Annotated in this window: 13 protein-coding genes and 1 riboswitch; of the genes, 9 read left to right on the top strand and 4 right to left on the bottom strand. The window is 40.8% G+C overall.

What is annotated here, in order from left to right:
* Nucleotides 1–12 precede the first annotated feature (12 nt).
* From VEB00_03005 to VEB00_02990, 4 genes are all read left to right on the top strand, one after another.
* The gene (locus VEB00_03005) at nucleotides 13–1,026 is read left to right on the top strand and encodes an anion permease (protein ID HYF81984.1); all 1,014 of its coding nucleotides are present in this window, start codon (nucleotides 13–15) and stop codon (nucleotides 1,024–1,026) included.
* A 15-nt stretch (nucleotides 1,027–1,041) separates the two neighbouring features.
* The gene (locus tag VEB00_03000) at nucleotides 1,042–2,292 is read left to right on the top strand and encodes a 6-phosphofructokinase (protein ID HYF81983.1); all 1,251 of its coding nucleotides are present in this window, start codon (nucleotides 1,042–1,044) and stop codon (nucleotides 2,290–2,292) included.
* A gap of 33 nt (nucleotides 2,293–2,325) precedes the next feature.
* Entirely contained in the window at nucleotides 2,326–2,946 is a 621-nt protein-coding gene (locus VEB00_02995) for a DUF47 family protein (GenBank protein ID HYF81982.1), read from the top strand.
* A gap of 93 nt (nucleotides 2,947–3,039) precedes the next feature.
* The gene (locus VEB00_02990; protein ID HYF81981.1) at nucleotides 3,040–4,332 is read left to right on the top strand and encodes an O-antigen ligase family protein; all 1,293 of its coding nucleotides are present in this window, start codon (nucleotides 3,040–3,042) and stop codon (nucleotides 4,330–4,332) included.
* Here VEB00_02990 and spoVB read toward each other — a convergent pair.
* Nucleotides 4,237–5,772, bottom strand: coding sequence for a stage V sporulation protein B (gene spoVB / locus VEB00_02985; protein ID HYF81980.1), 1,536 nt, complete (start codon nucleotides 5,770–5,772; stop codon nucleotides 4,237–4,239). The genes VEB00_02990 and spoVB overlap by 96 nt on opposite strands.
* A gap of 261 nt (nucleotides 5,773–6,033) precedes the next feature.
* Nucleotides 6,034–8,451, bottom strand: a complete 2,418-nt coding sequence (locus tag VEB00_02980) for an S-layer homology domain-containing protein (protein ID HYF81979.1) — start codon at nucleotides 8,449–8,451, stop codon at nucleotides 6,034–6,036.
* A 406-nt stretch (nucleotides 8,452–8,857) separates the two neighbouring features.
* Here VEB00_02980 and pyrB point away from each other — a divergent pair, with 406 nt between their 5' ends.
* Nucleotides 8,858–9,802, top strand: coding sequence for an aspartate carbamoyltransferase (gene pyrB / locus VEB00_02975; GenBank protein ID HYF81978.1), 945 nt, complete (start codon nucleotides 8,858–8,860; stop codon nucleotides 9,800–9,802).
* Nucleotides 9,786–10,217 (top strand): aspartate carbamoyltransferase regulatory subunit, encoded by a 432-nt coding sequence (locus tag VEB00_02970; protein ID HYF81977.1) that lies wholly within the window; start codon nucleotides 9,786–9,788, stop codon nucleotides 10,215–10,217. Before pyrB ends, VEB00_02970 begins: the two co-directional genes overlap by 17 nt.
* 187 nt (nucleotides 10,218–10,404) lie before the next feature.
* Here the strand turns inward: VEB00_02970 and VEB00_02965 are convergent, their stop codons facing one another.
* Nucleotides 10,405–11,436, bottom strand: coding sequence for a M42 family metallopeptidase (locus VEB00_02965; GenBank protein ID HYF81976.1), 1,032 nt, complete (start codon nucleotides 11,434–11,436; stop codon nucleotides 10,405–10,407).
* 192 nt (nucleotides 11,437–11,628) lie between these two features.
* Here VEB00_02965 and lpdA point away from each other — a divergent pair, with 192 nt between their 5' ends.
* Both lpdA and VEB00_02955 read left to right on the top strand, forming a co-directional pair.
* The gene (lpdA, locus tag VEB00_02960; GenBank protein ID HYF81975.1) at nucleotides 11,629–13,035 is read left to right on the top strand and encodes a dihydrolipoyl dehydrogenase; all 1,407 of its coding nucleotides are present in this window, start codon (nucleotides 11,629–11,631) and stop codon (nucleotides 13,033–13,035) included.
* 223 nt (nucleotides 13,036–13,258) lie between these two features.
* Nucleotides 13,259–13,394, top strand: a riboswitch (cyclic di-AMP (ydaO/yuaA leader).
* A gap of 157 nt (nucleotides 13,395–13,551) precedes the next feature.
* Nucleotides 13,552–14,175 carry a GNAT family N-acetyltransferase gene (locus VEB00_02955; protein ID HYF81974.1) on the top strand — a complete coding sequence of 208 codons (624 nt, stop codon included), beginning with the start codon at nucleotides 13,552–13,554 and terminating at the stop codon, nucleotides 14,173–14,175.
* 78 nt (nucleotides 14,176–14,253) lie between these two features.
* Here VEB00_02955 and VEB00_02950 read toward each other — a convergent pair whose 3' ends face one another.
* Nucleotides 14,254–14,454, bottom strand: coding sequence for an alpha/beta-type small acid-soluble spore protein (locus tag VEB00_02950; GenBank protein HYF81973.1), 201 nt, complete (start codon nucleotides 14,452–14,454; stop codon nucleotides 14,254–14,256).
* A gap of 159 nt (nucleotides 14,455–14,613) precedes the next feature.
* On the opposite strand from VEB00_02950, the gene clpB reads away from it, so the two are divergent.
* Nucleotides 14,614–17,217: an ATP-dependent chaperone ClpB gene (clpB, locus tag VEB00_02945; GenBank protein ID HYF81972.1), complete on the top strand. Its 2,604-nt coding sequence runs from the start codon at nucleotides 14,614–14,616 to the stop codon at nucleotides 17,215–17,217.
* The last annotated feature ends 115 nt before the right edge of the window (nucleotides 17,218–17,332 follow it).

Here is a 17,332-nt window from a genome sequence, read left to right as displayed (position 1 = left end):
GGGTACCGTTATATGGTGACCATAATAGCAGTAGTTACGGTAGCTGTAGGTTTTATATTTGCATTTATCAATGGGTTTCATGATGGATGCAACGTGTTGGCATCCAGTATTTCGTCACGGTCAATCCTACCTAAGCAAGCAATGCTCATAGCATGTGCGGCGGAATTCATCGGGGCGCTTATATTAGGAACTGCTGTTGCAGAAACCATAGGCAGGGGTGTCGTATACCCTAGCAATGTTTTGGCCGAAGAGCCTGTGATAGGTATCATATTTGTGCTTTCTACCCTGTTGGGAGGAATCATATGGAATTTGGTTACATGGAAGTACGGAATACCATCAAGCTCATCCCATGCTTTAATAGGTGGAATACTGGGATCGGGCATATTTCTGTTCGGATGGCATTCGATAAACTGGACTAATATATTGTTCCGGGTTGTCATTGTAATGTTCACTTCCCCAATTATAGGTTTTTCAATAGGATATTTCTTTATTAAGCTGGCGATTCTGCTTCTAAAGAACAGTACTACGGATGTCAACGATCATTTGAAAAAGGTGCAGCATTACAGTATGTTTTTTTTGGGTGTCAGTCATGGAAGCAGCGATTCTCAGAAATCAATGGGGCTAATTGCTCTTGTACTGCTTGTTTTAAATGGAGGTTCAGAATTCCATATACCGCTTTGGGTGAAGCTGGGATGTGCAGCAGCTATCACTGCAGGGCTTTCCATCGGGGGCTGGAAAATTATAAAAACAGTCGGAGACAAAATATACAAGCTAAAGCCCATTCACTCTTTTAGCTCTCAAATTGCCGCATCCAGCGTTATTGCTGCGGCTTCAATATTTGGGTCGCCGGTTAGCACCACTCAAATAGTAATTTCATCTGTAATGGGGGTAGGTGCCGGAGACCGCTATAAGAAGGTGAACTGGAACACTGTAAAAAGCATTGCAACAGCATGGTTGACAACGTTACCCTCTGCTGCTGCAATATCTGCACTTTTAGCATTTATAATGAAAATTATATTTAATTGACAGGAGGAAAATAAATTGGGAAAAGGCAATTTACTGATCGGACAGTCGGGCGGCCCTACTTCCGTAATAAACTCAAGCTTATACGGTGTAATTGATGAAGCCAGAAATTATGGCAAAATAGATACCGTTATTGGAATGCTTCATGGCATGGAAGGTGCTTTAAAAGAAGATTTTATCAATCTGTCGGCGCAAAGCAGGGAAACGCTTGAGGGAATCAGATTGACCCCGGGAGCTGCATTAGGCGGCTGTCGGTTTATGATAAAGAATACTGAGCCTGAAGATGATACCAACAAGAAATTATTCAGCATTTTTGAAAAATATAATATAAGGTATCTTGTTTATATGGGCGGCAATGACTCAATGGATACCGCAGATAAGGTATGCGAGCTGGCAAAAAAATTTAACTATGAGCTGAAGGTTATGGGAGTACCCAAAACTATAGATAATGACCTGGTAGAGACACATCACTGCCCGGGATATGGAAGCAATGCAAAATATGTGATAACAACGGTTATGGAAGCGGGACTCCATAACAGAAGCATGTATACCTCTGAGACAGTATCAATTTTGACAACGGTAGGGCGGAATACAGGATGGCTGCCAGCTGCCAGCATACTTGCCAAGAGAAGCCGGTCGGATGCACCACATCTGATTTATCTGCCGGAAGTGCCTTTTGATACTGAGAAATTCCTTGATGATGTAAAAAGGACAGTAGAAAGAATCGGTGGGGCATTTATTGTAACAGGTGAAGGACTCATGGACAGAAATGGTGAGTATGTGAATGTGAACCAGAATGGTGTGGCAACAGATGCATTTGGCCATCCCGAGCTGGGCGGTGTGGGAGAGTACCTGAAAGGTTTGGTTGAGAACAGGTTGAAGCTTCGGGCGAGGGTAATAAAGCCGGATATAGCCCAACAGGCAGCGATACACTGTGCTTCCCTTACAGATCTCAAGGAGGCTGAGATGGCTGGAAGGGCAGCTATCAATGCGTTTTCCACTGGGAAATCGGGTTATATGGTAACCTATGTGGTTGAAGGCTTAGGAAGTGACTACAAGTGCGGTACGGGACTTGTGGAACTGCATAGGGTTGCTAATGCAGAGCGAAAGGTGCCTTCCTCCTTCATTAATGCGGAAGGAAATTTTGTAAAGAAAGAATTTGCCGACTATGTGCTGCCATTGATTCAAGGAACGGTGGAGCTTCAGACTAATGGAGGCCTTCCGTATTATACAAAGCTGGAGAAACTTCCTGTTTTACCGCAGTCTTGAATATACTTTATTTGCTTTGAAAGGATGAGGGGTATGAGCCTTTTTAGAAGTCTGTTAAGTGAAAAATCGCAGGAAGGGTTTTATAAAATGCTTACTACGCAATGCGATATGGCGGTAGAAGCAATTGATGAGCTTTGTGAGTATATTGAAAATCCGAGTAAGAGCGTTCAATTGAAAATTACACATCTTGAGAGGGAAGCTGATAATATCAGGAGAGAGCTCATAGGTATGCTGGAAGCGGCTTTCATTACTCCTTTTGAAAGAGAAGACATTTTCTCTTTGTCAAAGGCTATTGATGATCTGCTCGACTATTCAAAGTCCACCGTGGATGAGATTGAGATATTCGAGCTGAGTACAAACAGGGATTTGAAAGATATGGTATATATTATCAGAGATGCTGTATTGTGTATATTCAATACTGTAAGGGTAATGGACAATCCAAAGAACAAATGCCAGGATAATATAATAAAAGCCAAAAAATACGAAAACGAAATGGAGAAGCTTTACAGATATGCGTTAGCAAGACTATTTGAAAATGAAGATATAAGGTATGTGCTGAAAATGAGAGAGGTTTACAGGCATTTGAGCAATTTTGCGGACAAAGTTGATATAACTGCAGACATACTCGGAAATATTATGCTGAAAAGAAGCTAAAACACTACTAATTGGTAGTGTTTTTTTCATTGTAAACATAACTTCAAGGCATTATAATAGAAGAGTTGAAATTGTAGATTGAGGTGCATCCTAATGTATACTAAAGCCTTAAAATGGAGTTTAATCATAGTAGTGCTGCTCTCGGTGTTGTGTCCGGTAGGAGCATATTTTGGAGTTGTTGTAGTGTTTATAACAGCCATTCAAGCCAGAAAGTCGAGGCAGATACTTGGGTCGCTCTCTGCAGATAAAGCTGCCCTTATTATGCTTTTCAGCATTCTACTGTCACTCATATATTCCAAGGATATATATATGAGTTTAGGTGCTGTATTTATTCTGTGCTTGAATATTGGGCTTTACTTAGTGCTAATGGTTGAACTGAAGAAAATAGAGTTGCAGAAATATTATAAGCTGCTGAACATTGCTTGTTTATTAGCTTGCATATTTGGAATATATCAGTTTGTCAGCGGGAATATGAATATTGAAAAGAGCTGGGTAGATGAAAAATCCTTCGGCTCCTTGGACAGGGTATATTCAACTCTTCTTAATCCCAATATATTCGCCGGTTATCTGGCAATAAACCTATCCTTCGCACTGGCGCGGATTCGAAGCTTGAGGGAGGATATACTGCTCACATCAAATATAGTTCTATCATCCATATGCTTGCTGGTGACCTATTCAAGAGGCGGTTTTGCTGCATTTGGTGCAGCAATGCTGGTACTGTGTCTGCTTAAGGAACGGAAAAGAGGATTGGCCTTATATCTGTCAGTAATGGTTGCAGCGTTTTTCGTCTTGAACTCCACAGGTCTTAACAATCGTGCTGAATTGGGTTCGGTTTACCATGACAGCAGCAGTCTTTACAGGCTTGAGATATGGAAAGCAGCATTGAATATGTTTCTTAACAGTCCTATTTTTGGAAATGGAATAGGTACTACCTGGTATTATCTTTCCAGCGGCTCTGATAAGCTGTACAGATATATACTGCATAGTCACAACATCTATCTTCAGGTAGCAGCTGAGATGGGAATTGTAGGACTTTGCGCCTTCATAAATTTAATTGGAAACAAGGTGTGGGAAGGCTATGGGCTTCTAAAAGAAAAAGTATCGAAGGAAGAAATATATATAATACAAGGCTTTATCGCATGTACTGCAGGTATCAGCATACATGGGCTGATTGATGCAGTTGTATTCGTTCCTGCACTGAGTCTGGTATTCATGGGGTATTTTGCATTATATAACAGAGTGATATCAAAGTATAGATTAGAGGCGGCATACATTTTAGAAGTACCTGGATTATTTAATAGCAAAGGTGTTCCTAAGCTGCTTGGTGGTAAATGTGCCTGTGAATATAAGCACCAGGGCGAAAAAGACAAGGCCTACCAAGCTTGATATCGTCATATTGGAGCTGTGCACGCCTTTTTCTATAAGATACAGGTTGCAGCTCATAATGGCAATGACCATCCCTATAAATGCCGCGAAGGGCTTTAGAAGGACATTTATATAATCTATTTTTATGTGGCGAATGCGCTTTAAATCCACGAGATTCCACAGGCAAACCAATATCGCACTTGCACAGAAGCCAATTATGTATCCGTATATTCCTATAGAGGGTATTGGTATAAGGAAATATGAACATGCAATAGATATAATAATATGTAAAATTGAGTTCTTAAGAACTACCTGCTGCATTCCGACCCCGTTCAGTACTGCAAAGAGAGTGAACTGCCAGTATTCGAAAACACATACGAAGGCCATCCAGAAAAGCATATCTCCTGCTTCGGGACACTTGAAAAATATTCGGCTGAGCTCCCAGGGAAAGATTAAAAAAAGAGCGGTAGAAGCAAAGGCTATAACTGATGTAATTTTGAGAGAATCATTGCATTTCTTGTTTAGTGCTGTCCAATTGCCTGCGGCATAGGAGGAGGTTATGGCAGGAACCAGCGTAATTCCGAGGGAGGCCACTATTACAAAGGGATAGAAAAGCAGTGGCATAACCATACCAGTCACTTGCCCATAAAGAGATAATGCATTTGAGTTGCTGTAGCCTGCAAAACGAAGCTGCATGGGTATAAGAATGGCAATTACCATGTCCATGATTGTTGTCAGAGCACCGCTGAGAGACAGAGGAAGAGCCATCTTGAGTACTCTCGCTATAATGGCAATAGTTGAATCAGTTTGCATTAGTACCGTTATAACGGTCTTTTTCATTTTATAGGTGAAATATAAAAGAGCGAGGCTGATAAGCTCCCCGGCAGCCATCGCAGCCATCACACCGGCACATACATATTCTATGCCGAAGGGCAGCAGGAAATATGTGACCAAAAGAAGCCCTCCCACGCGTATAAGCTTTTCAAGTATATCAATAAAAGCTGGAGGATTGACATTCTGCAGGCCGAAAAAATAGCCCTTCAATACCGCGCTTAAAGAAATAAAGAATACTGCGGGTGTGAAGACCGTAATTGAGAGAGATGTCCTGTAATCCTTGAGCACATTGTTTGCGAGGTACTCGGCATTGAAGAATATGAGGGTGCACAGGAATAGGCTCCACGTACCTATCGTAATCGCGCAGATTCTCAGAACCTTATACATATTCCTGTAATTATGGCTTGGAGCTTGCTCGGCTATGAGCTTTGAGACGGCTGTTGTTATTCCCCCGGAGACCAAGGTAATAAAAAGGAAGTACAAAGGAAGGACCAGCTGATATACTCCAATACCTTCAGAGCCTATAGCTCTGGTAAGGAATACCCTGTATATGAAAGATAGAGATCCTGTAATAAGATTAGTCATTGTCAGAATAAAGGCGCCCTGTATGTAAGTGAGCTTTTTCAACGCTTATCCTCTCCTCATAAAAACATCTATAATACATATAGTATTTTGATTGCAAGTACAATATTATAGAAATTTGGTTTCGCGTTTCGCGTTACGAGTTGCGCGTGGTTATGGTATGCCTTTGAAGCATGTAGGGGCGAACAGTGTTCGCCCGCTATCTGGAATGGTGCCCTCGCCGTTCCGGATAGAATAAAAAAAAGAAGGCAGCCAGGATTTTGGCTGCCATGAGAGTTGGATATGCTTGAGGTCTGGTTGATATTATTATTTTTCTATTTCGACCAGGAGGCCATTAGTAAATTTCAATGTTAATTCGTTGTTCACTCGTAAATCTTCTACCCTTGCAGTTTCTTCATCAATAACTACCTTGACATCTGAAGCCACTGTGTAGGTTCTGCTTGTGCTGCCAACCTTCAAAGTGATTTTCTTTTCAGTGCTGATGCTTATTCCTGTAAGTATGCCTGTAACTTCTGTTGTTTTATCTTCTGCAGTAACTGTTGTGACTCTTTCATCAGCTATCTCTACTGTTATATTCATACCCTTCACCAGGTCTGAGAAGCTTTCATTTTCATCGTCGTTAACTGTTATTTCTGCATCGGTTGGTATAGTGAGGGTAACAACAGAGCCATTTGACTTTTCTACTTTGATAGTTCTGCTGCTTGCGATTATAGAGTTTATTGTTCCTTCTACTTTAACTACTTCATCAAGTTCTACGACATCTACTTCAGCCAGCTTGTTGTTATCCTCATCGACAAATCTTACAGACTCAATATTGTCAAATTCCTTGAACTTTACAATGCTGTATGGGTATGAGGTTGTGCCGTCATTAGCGGATGAAGTGTCAGTTTCAATTATTGCTTTGATTGTATAATCGCTGCCACTTTCAATCTTGTATACATTATCTACGACGATTTCGTAGCCGCTGGAAGTCTTCTTGCCCATTGTAGCTATAAGGTATATATATTCGTCATACTCATAAGCCTTGTAATTTTTAGAAAGCTTCAGGTAGTCAACCTGATCCTTCAATTTGTCTGCCAGATCACTGTAGTCAACAGCTTCAACAGATAATTCATCTTCTTCACCATCCGTTGCAGTTACCTTTATTACCTTATCATCAGCTATTTCTACTTCCACGCTCATTCCTTCTTCAAGGTCTGAGAATTCAGCATCGTCATCGCTGTTTACTATGATTTCGGCGCTTGTGGGAACTGTATAACTTACTTTTGTACCATTGGATTTTTCAACCTTTATTATTTTGCTGCTGGAGATGATGTCGTATATCTCGCCTTCTACTATGGATGTTTCATCAACATTAACGATTTCAACTTCTGCGAGCTTATCTTCATCCTTATCAACAAACCTGACAGAATCAATATCGTCAAAGCTCTTAAACTTAACTACGCTGTAAGGATATGTCACAGCTTGAGTAACGCTATCGTTGGATGATGGTTCATCTGTATCTATTACTGCTTTTACTACGAAATCATCATCATTTTCAACCTTATACACTTCTTCGAAATCTATATCATAACCGCCGGTGCTCTTTCTGCCCATTGTAGCCAGGAGGTATATATAATCGTTGTATTCATAGGCTTTGTAGTTCTTTGTAGACTTAAGGTCATCTACCTTATCCTGAAGTACTTCAGAAAGGTCTTCATAGTCGACAGATGCCACAGATAATTCTGTTTCTTCAACTGTATTGTCTTCTGCATCTTTTACAACATCAATGAATATTATTTCTTTTTTATCATTGAATATTAACTGGAGTACATCACCTGCTACGAGGTCCTCAATAGTCTCGAAGGCGCCATCCTTATAAACATGAACATCTTCAAGAACATCATAAGTAACTGTGGTTCCTTTAACTTTTACTGTGATTTCATTGTCATTAACATCTGCTGAAACAAATACTGTGCCGTTCTTCTTGGTGTCAGTGTCCGGAAGAGTGATCTTTCCATCAGCCCTGTCGAGCAAAACAGCCATTTCGGCTCTTGTTACAGGCTCCATCGGCTTGAACATATTGTTATTGCCGGACATAATTTTCAGTTCATTTACTAGATACACATAACCAACTGATTTTTCAGGTACAGCACTGCTGTCTTTAAAGGAAAGGTCTTCGTCCATATACTTTAATGCTTCGTCAGTCTTACCCATTGCTCTGATTATATACTTTGCTATTTCGTGACGCTTTGCAGGAACGTTGGGATTGAAACCCTTAAGTTCTTCAGGAAGAAGAATTCCCTTTTCTATGGCCACGAAGATATATCCGAGGCCCCATACAGGTTTAACGCCATCATATTTTGGGTGTACTTTATTATTGATCTGGCTTTCTGCTAATTTGTCGTCGCCTGTGAGTCTCATCACCATTGCAAGGGCTTCAAGATGGGTGACATTGTTTCTTGGAGCAAATTTGCCTTGGCCTACACCGCCGAGTATTCCTTTGCCGGCTAACTTTTCTATTGCATTAAGAGCCCAGGTAACATCTTGAGAATCATTAAATTTGAATTTTTTCTCATCCTTGTCATTACCTTTTCCATTGCCTTTACCTGGATTAGTAAACTTTACAGTCACCGTTGAACCTGCGGCTGCCTTAGTAAAATCTGCTGCAAAAACCGTAGTAGTTAAGGAAGAGAGTGTGAATATTACTGCAATTCCTAGTGACATCATTTTTTTCTTCAACATAAGATTTCCTCCTCGTTTCTTTCTTAAAAGTGATTTGTTTTTTGTGTTTGATATAAAATACGCAAATAGGTTGCGAATTTAGGGAGTAATTTGAAAAAAAGTTAAAAATAATAATTTTGTATGTGAATTTACAACGGATGAAGGATAGTCTAAAAATGGCTCCTTTTATTTTTTAGACTGTTTTTGTATTGACAAAGTTCCATCATTATGCTATTTTTATAAGAAAGATAACCTTTAATTTAGTCCTGTGAGGCTAGAAGGTGTTGGATTTTAAACTTATGCGATAAGTCAAACCTTCATGCTCACAGGCAGGAAGGTTTTTTTATGCAAAAAAACTGCATTTGCCCTACCTAAAGTGGTTAACCTTTAAATATAGTCCGGTGAGACTAAGAAGGAGGAGAAATTCATGAGTTTAAAAGGAAGACATTTAATTGACCCCAATGATTTTAGCCTGGAGGAACTCAATGAGGTATTCGACCTGGCGGAAAAAATGATAGAGGACAGGGAAACATATGGCAGCATATGTAAGGGAAAGATACTCGGAACTCTGTTCTATGAGCCAAGTACAAGGACTAGACTGAGCTTTGAATCTGCAATGCTCAGAATGGGAGGTACAGTGTTAGGATTTTCAGATGCCAGCACAAGCTCCGTTTCAAAGGGAGAGACCATTGCAGATACTATACGAGTGCTGTGTACCTATGCTGACGTGGTAGTAATGAGACATCCCAAGGAGGGTGCACCAAAACTCGCTTCGGAGTATTCTTCCGCGTCTGTAATAAACGGAGGAGATGGAGGTCATCAGCACCCTACTCAGACTCTGACAGACTTGCTTACTATAAGAAAATATAAGGGAACCCTTGAAAACCAGACAATAGCCTTTTGCGGTGATCTTAAGTTCGGAAGAACGGTACACTCACTTATAAGTGCAATGTCACGCTATAAAGGTTCCAAATTCGTGCTTGTCTCACCTGCGGAGCTTAAACTGCCGGAAAACCTGAAATCAAGTCTTGAGGAAAAATACAACATAAGCATACATGAAACTGAGAGTCTTGAGAAAGTAATAGACCAGGTAGATGTTTTATATATGACAAGAATTCAAAGGGAAAGATTCTTCAACGAAGCAGATTACATGAGGCTGAAAGACAGCTATATACTTACTAGGAGCAAGCTTAATAACGCCAAGGAAGATATGCTGGTAATGCATCCTCTTCCAAGGGTTAATGAAATAAGTTATGACGTTGACGCTGATAAGAGAGCTGTTTATTTCAAGCAGGCTGAGTACGGAATATATGTAAGAATGGCGCTTATGGCGCTTTTGTTGGGGGTGGATTTGAATGTTAACCGTAAATAGTATTAACTGCGGAATAGTCATTGACCATATAACTGCAGGAAACGGCATAAAGATATTTGAAAAGCTTAAGCTCGGAGAGGTTAATTTTCCGGTTGTGCTGCTTATAAATGTTTCAAGCAGCAAGCTAGGCAGGAAGGACATAATAAAGATAGAAAACAAGATAGATGTTGATCTCACTATGCTTGGATTAATAGATCCAGGCATTAGCGTAAATATAATTGAAAACAACAAAATTGTGAACAAGATGAATACCAACATACCTAAAGAAGTGCAGGGTTTGTTCAAATGTAAGAATCCCAGATGTGTCAGCAACTTTGACGAATATGCGAGCCCCAAGTTCCAGCTGGCTCATTCAAATGGGAAGATACATTACAAATGCAGCTACTGTGAAGAACTGACCACTTATAGTATATAACTGGTTCGAGGTTCGAGGTGCGGGGAATTGGCACGTGGCTCGTGGCTCGTGGTTTTAGCTGGGCGATGGGTTAGGGTATTCCTGGAGGGTATGGTTACGCGTTTCGCGTTTCGGGTTGCGCGTGGTTCAGGTTTGACTTTGGAGAAATAAAAAATCCTAGGATTAAAAATGTCCTAGGATTTTTTGTCTATTCGGTTATATATGCCAGAAGAAGCTCGGCTGTGCATCTGATAGAGTCCAGATGAGTCCGCTCATATGAGTGGGAGGCAAATACTCCAGGACCTATGACGCCTGTTCTTAAGCACATCCCGGCTCTAAGAGCAGCTGATGCGTCTGAGCTGTATCGGGGGTATAGGTCCACCCTGTAGTCTATTCCGTTTTTCTTTGCAAGCTCAACAAGCCTGTTTCTCATTTTGTAATCATAGGGGCCGCTGTTGTCTTTGGCGCAGATGGAGACCGAGTACTCGTTGGTATTCTGTCCTGTGCCGGGGGCTCCCATATCAATGCAGAGAAGTTCCTCCGCTTCTTCGACTATGCCGGAGCAAGCACCATGTCCTACTTCTTCATAATCAGTAATGAATACTTGTATCGAGTTTTCCGGAATTATATTGTTTTCCTTAATATATTTGCATACTCCAAGTATTATAGCCACGCCTGCCTTGTCATCCAGATGCCTTGATTTTACAAAACCGGACTCTGTCACCCTGAACCTTGAATCAAAGGATATGTAGTCACCTATCTCAATTCCTAAGCTTTGAACGTCCTTTAAGGAAAACACCTTTTCATCAATTACTATTTCCATATTCTCAAGAGTCCGCTCAAAGGTACTTATATCTTCGTGCACGTGTACAGATGGCTTAGTGGTATAGATAGTGCCGGAATAAGTTTTGCCTGAGACGGTGTGAATCAGACAATTCTCACACTCTACCGAATTGCCGGCATAGCCTCCGACCTTAGCAAAGGATAGGCGACCCTTCTCCTTAATCTCCTTTACCATTGCACCCAGTGTATCTGAATGAGCTGCCAGAGCCTTTTTTACCTGCTTGTCCTTTCCTTCGATATATGAGAATAAGGAACCCTTATTTGTATAATAGAAGGGCATTCCGAGCTTATCAAATTCTTCTCCTAAAAGCTTGAAGGCATTTTCAGTATAACCTGTGGGACTAGCAGTGCTGCATAATCTTTGCAAAATATCTGTTATATATCCTGTATCAATCATCTGTGTACCTCCCAATTGAAATATATTTCTATTATAGCATTTGAAAGAACCAGTATCCATAAAATACATGTCAAAAAAATGTCAAATAGGTGGATATTGTCCATGGGTCTTGCCTATGTTAATATTAAGCTACTTAGGAATTTCAAAGGAAAATATAGGGATATATATTTTTTAATAGGAGGTGGATTATTTATGGAGAATGATATTGTTATTATTGGAGGAGGCCCAGGGGGATATGTAGCGGCTATAAGAGCTGCACAGCTGGGTGCAAAGGTTAGCGTAATAGAAGAGAAGGAAATGGGCGGAACCTGCCTTAACAGGGGCTGTATTCCCACAAAGGCATTATATACTAATGCTGAGATATTGAATACATTAAAGGACATAGACAGCTACGGTATCAAAGTGGATAACTATGAAATCAATGTGGAGCAAGTACAAAAAAGAAAGCAGGATGTGGTGGATCAGCTGGTGGGAGGCATTGAAAAGTTAATTAAGGCCAATGGCGTAAACCTACTGAGAGGACGAGGCAAAATCCTGGATAAGAATACAGTTCATGTGGCATTAAATGATGGAGGAGAGCAAAGCATCACTGCAAAAAATATAATAATTGCCACAGGGTCAAGGCCTTCAATACCGAATATACCGGGAGCTGGCTTAGAAGGAGTTATCACCAGTGATGATATATTAAACTTTACTGAGATACCAAAGCGTTTGGCAGTGGCAGGCAGTGGCGTTATAGGCATTGAGTTTGCATATATATTCAATGCCATGGGTTCAGAGGTTTCAGTCATTTCTTCCACTCTATTGAAAAGAACGGATAAAGATATCGTAAAAAGGCTGCCTGGCATATTGAAAAAGCAGGGGATTAAACTTTATGATGAGGTAAGAGCCAAGGAAATTATAAAGGGTGAGAATGGGCTGGTTATTAGGGCTTCAAGTAAAAAGGAAGGTAAAGAAGATATTGAGGTGCAAGCAGATTATCTTTTGATGGCATCGGGCAGAGAGCCTATACTGGAAGATTTAAACCTGGATGAAATGGGAATTAAATACGATGTAAAGGGTATCAAGGTAAATGAACACTATGAAACCAATATTCAAGGGATATATGCAATAGGAGATGTAATAGGTGGGGTCATGTTGGCTCATGTGGCATCCCATGAGGGAATTCATGCGGTTGAGCATATAATGGGCGTTACCTCCAAAGTGAGGCAGGAAGTGGTTCCGGATTGTATATTTATTAATCCGCAGATTGCATATGTAGGTTTAACGGAGGAAATGGCAAAGGAAAAGGGTCTGGATTATAAAGTGAGTAAATTTATGTTCGGAGCTAATGGAAAAGCCTTGGCAATGGGAGAGCCAGATGGATTTGTGAAGGTTATTTCCAGTGGGGCGGAAGATAAAATCATAGGGGTACATATAATGGGGCCCCATGCCTCAGATTTGATCCATGAGGGAGCCTTGGCCATAGCTCATGACATGAATGCTGAGGATATAGCCAATACCATTCATGCTCATCCTACCTTGGGTGAAGCCTTTAGTGAAGCGGTTTCAGGATTAAGGAACGAAGCCATTCATATGATGCCGGCTAAGAAAATATAGTTAGAAGCGGTGCATTAAACAACCTGCTGGCAACACCAACCTTGGCTGCGCTTATGATAGAGGCTGCTGTCAAGCTGATTGATCCCGTGCTTCCTAAGGGTTAACAAGCCAGGCCGTAATTAAATTTTCAAGTATATGTAAATATATTGTAAAATTTGTATTTCGGTTGTATTTTCAGTATATTTAGAATATAATATTCATACATAAATAATAATCAAATAAACTCAATCGATCGCTGAGTTCCTAGCAATAGGGAACGGGGGAACCAACAATTGGGGTGAATCCTGCAAAGGCAGGTAGGGCTAGACTCTTTCGGTCCGAATCCGTCAGCTAACCTCGTAAGCGTGGGAAGAGGAGGACTGGGTGTAATTTAATATAATTGCAGCCGTGGTTACTCCACGGCTTTTTGCTACCCTAAAATAGGCTACGACGCTATCTTCTTAATAAAAAAAGCAGCTATTATGAAGCAAAATTAATACCACCCGGTACTTCCTAAAATTTAGAGGAGGTATTGAAATGTCTGTAGTAACGAATTCTTATAGCAGTGTGAACCCATATCATCTTAAAAAGCTTCTCAGAGTGAGAAAGGCTGAGGTATGTGATTTAAATGCCATATTTGATGTTGCCGCCTCAGTAGGAACCTCAGAAAAAGTAGCAGAGCAAGGTTTTTTGGTGGATGATTATTTATCAAAGCCTGCCTACTATAAAAAGAAAATAAAGCATTGGATTCAAAACCTTGAGCATTTTTATGTAGCAGAGTATGACAAAGTATATGGATTCATGATAGCCTATACCAAAGAAGAGTGGCTCAGGGACAATCCTAATTGGCTCCATGACATATATTGGAATCCTGACTTTGACGCCACGTGGACAGAAAACTTCATGATAGTTGATAAGACTGCCGTATATGCTGACCTGACGGGCATGGGCATTGGAAGTCTTATCTATAAAAGATTTTTGGAGGATTTGAGAACTGACCGGATAGAGCATATATTCGCAGAGACCATAATCAGCCCTCAGCCCAACTTTGCATCACTGCAGTTTAGAAAAAAGCAAAACTACAGCTTGGCTGGAGTACGTTATGAAAAATACAACAACAGCATTTATACCGATCTGGTATATCATAAGGCTGCAGAATAGTTGCTGCATAATGAGTAAAGCAGATTTAAAATAAGAGCACCCCATATGGGAGTGCTCTTATTTTTATCGATATTAATATTATCTACCGGACATGCTTCTTTCAGCCTGCTCGATTAATCGTTTAACCATGTTTCCGCCTACTCTACCAGCGTCTCTTGCTGAAATGTCACCATTGTAACCTTCTTTTAAGTTTACGCCTACTTCGGATGCTATTTCGAATTTCATCCTATCGAGTGCCTGTGCTGCCTGAGGTACTACTTTCTGATTATTTCTTGCCATTTATATCACCTCCTGATATTATGATTTACCGAAATGAGAATAATATAAGTGTTATATTTTTGGTAGAGTTCCATTTTTGACTTGCATTTAAAAATCAAATATGATATAAAATAATTAAAGGTCAAAGAAAGTCAAAGTCAAAGTTTAGGGAGGATATATATGGATATAAATAAACTTACAGAGAAGGCTCAGGAAGCGGTTCTCGAAGCACAGAGCCTGGCTGTTAAGCATAATCACCAGACTATTGAAGGAGAGCATTTGCATTTTGCAATAATTTCGCAGAGTGAAGGTTTGATTTCAAAGCTGCTTACGAAAATGAATGTGCCCTTTGATTTCTATTATAAAGACATTTCTGACCTGCTTGAAAAGATCCCAAAGGTTTATGGAGCCACAACTGCCTCTCCTTATGTTTCCAGAAAATTTGAAGAGATATTCGTAAAGGCAGAGGAAGAAGCAAAAAAGTTTCAGGATGATTATATAAGCGTAGAGCATATATTTTTGGCGTTGATAGATGAAACAAATTCGCCCTCTTCAAAAATAATAAAAAAGTTCGGAATAACAAGGGATAAATTTTTAAGGGAGCTTTCTACGGTGAGAAGCAACCAGAGAATTACCAACCAGAACCCGGAAGAAACCTATGAAGCACTGAAAAAGTTTGGTCGTGACCTGGTGGAGGATGCGCGCAGGGGAAAGCTTGACCCGGTAATAGGCAGGGACGATGAAATAAGAAGAATAATCAGGATACTGTCCAGGAGAACCAAAAACAATCCGGTACTCATTGGAGAGCCGGGTGTAGGCAAAACAGCCGCAGTAGAAGGCTTGGCACAAAGAATTATGAAGGGGGATGTGCCTGAGGGTCTGAAGGACAAGACAATATTTTCACTTGATATGGGCGCGCTTATTGCAGGAGCTAAGTTTAGGGGAGAGTTTGAGGAAAGGCTCAAGGCTGTTCTGAAGGAGATAGAAAAGTCAAACGGCAGGATTATTCTTTTTATTGATGAGATTCACAATATAGTAGGAGCAGGGAAGGCAGAAGGGGCAATGGATGCAGGCAACCTGCTAAAACCAATGCTTGCCAGAGGTGAACTGCACTGTATAGGGGCCACTACCCTGGATGAATACAGAAAGCATATAGAAAAGGACGCAGCGCTTGAGAGAAGGTTCCAACCGGTTCTCATTGATGCCCCAAATGTTGAGGACACAATATCCATACTCAGAGGACTCAAGGAGAAGTTTGAAATACATCACGGAGTGAGGATCAAGGATAATGCGTTGATATCAGCCGCGGTGCTTTCTAACAGGTATATAAGCGACAGGTTTCTGCCTGATAAGGCGATTGACCTTATAGATGAGGCGGCTGCGATGCTGCGAACTGAAATAGACAGCATGCCTGGTGAGCTTGACGAGATAATGAGAAGAATAATGCAGCTGGAAATAGAGAGAGAAGCTCTGAGGAAAGAGAGCGACAAGCAGTCTGAGGAAAGGCTGGAGGTTTTGAACAGGGAGCTTTCAGAGCTTAAGTCCAGCGGGGATTCTATGAAAGCTCAGTGGGAGCTTGAAAAGGGCAATATAAAGAATATACGCGAAATAAAAAGGCAGATAGAAGAAGCAAAAGCAGAGATAGAGAAAGCGGAGCTGAAGTATGACCTCAACAGGGTAGCCGAGTTAAAATACGGCAGGCTCATTGAATTAGAAAAACAGCTTAATTCCGAAAAGTCAAAGCTGGAAAAGATGCAGAGCATGGGGCAGCTTCTTAAGGAAGAGGTTACAGAAGAAGAGATATCAGAGATAGTCTCCATGTGGACAGGAATACCTGTGAAAAGGCTTATGGAGAACGAAAGGGAAAAGCTGTTGAGATTGGATGAAATTCTCCATAATAGAGTTGTAGGTCAGGAGGAAGCGGTTTCAGCCGTAGCTGATGCAGTAATAAGGGCGAGAAGTGGCTTAAAGGATCCTAAAAGGCCTATCGGCTCCTTCATATTTCAAGGTCCCACAGGCGTGGGAAAGACGGAGTTGGCTAAAGCCTTGGCGGAGGCGCTTTTTGACAGTGAGGACAATATTATAAGGATAGATATGTCTGAATATATGGAAAAGCATACTGTTGCAAGACTAATAGGCGCGCCTCCAGGTTATGTGGGCTACGATGAGGGAGGACAGCTTACAGAAGCAGTCAGAAGGAAGCCTTTCTCGGTATTGCTGTTTGATGAAATTGAGAAGGCACACCATGATGTGTTCAACATATTCTTGCAGATACTTGATGAAGGAAGGCTGACAGACAGCCAGGGCAGGACTGTGGATTTTAAGAACACAGTAATAATCATGACATCGAATATTGGAAGCATGTTTCTTCTTGAAGGGGTAGACAAAGACGGAGAGCTGAAGGCGGAAGCGGAGAAGGCCGTAAATGAGGAGCTCAGAAGACATTTTAGACCGGAGTTCCTAAATAGAGTAGATGACATCGTATTCTTCAAACCACTGCTGAAGAATCAGATCAGGAAAATAGTTGATTTGCTCTTTGAACAAGTAGCGGTAAGGCTTAAGGATAGAAACATTCAAATCACTCTCAGCGACACTGCCAAGGATTATATAATGGACAATTCCTATGATCCTATATATGGTGCAAGACCCTTGAAGAGGTTCATACAAAAGAAAATGGAAACTTCAATAGGAAGAGCTTTGATTGCTGGGGAAATAACAGATGGAGACAACATACTTGTAGATGCGGTTGAAAATGATTTGAAATTTAAAAAACTTAACAGCTGATGTTCAGTAATTAAAAGAGCCTTATGAGGAAGCGTTAACCACAATTCCTTATAGGGCTTTTTATTGTAGACAGCGAAATTCCATGACATTATTTATTGCGAAATACACAGAATAT

This window comes from Clostridia bacterium, from assembly GCA_035628995.1.
Taxonomy (GTDB): Bacteria; Bacillota; Clostridia; order Lutisporales; family Lutisporaceae; genus BRH-c25.
Note: the sequence above shows the minus strand (reverse complement) of the source record. Positions and strands in the feature narration are given on the sequence as shown.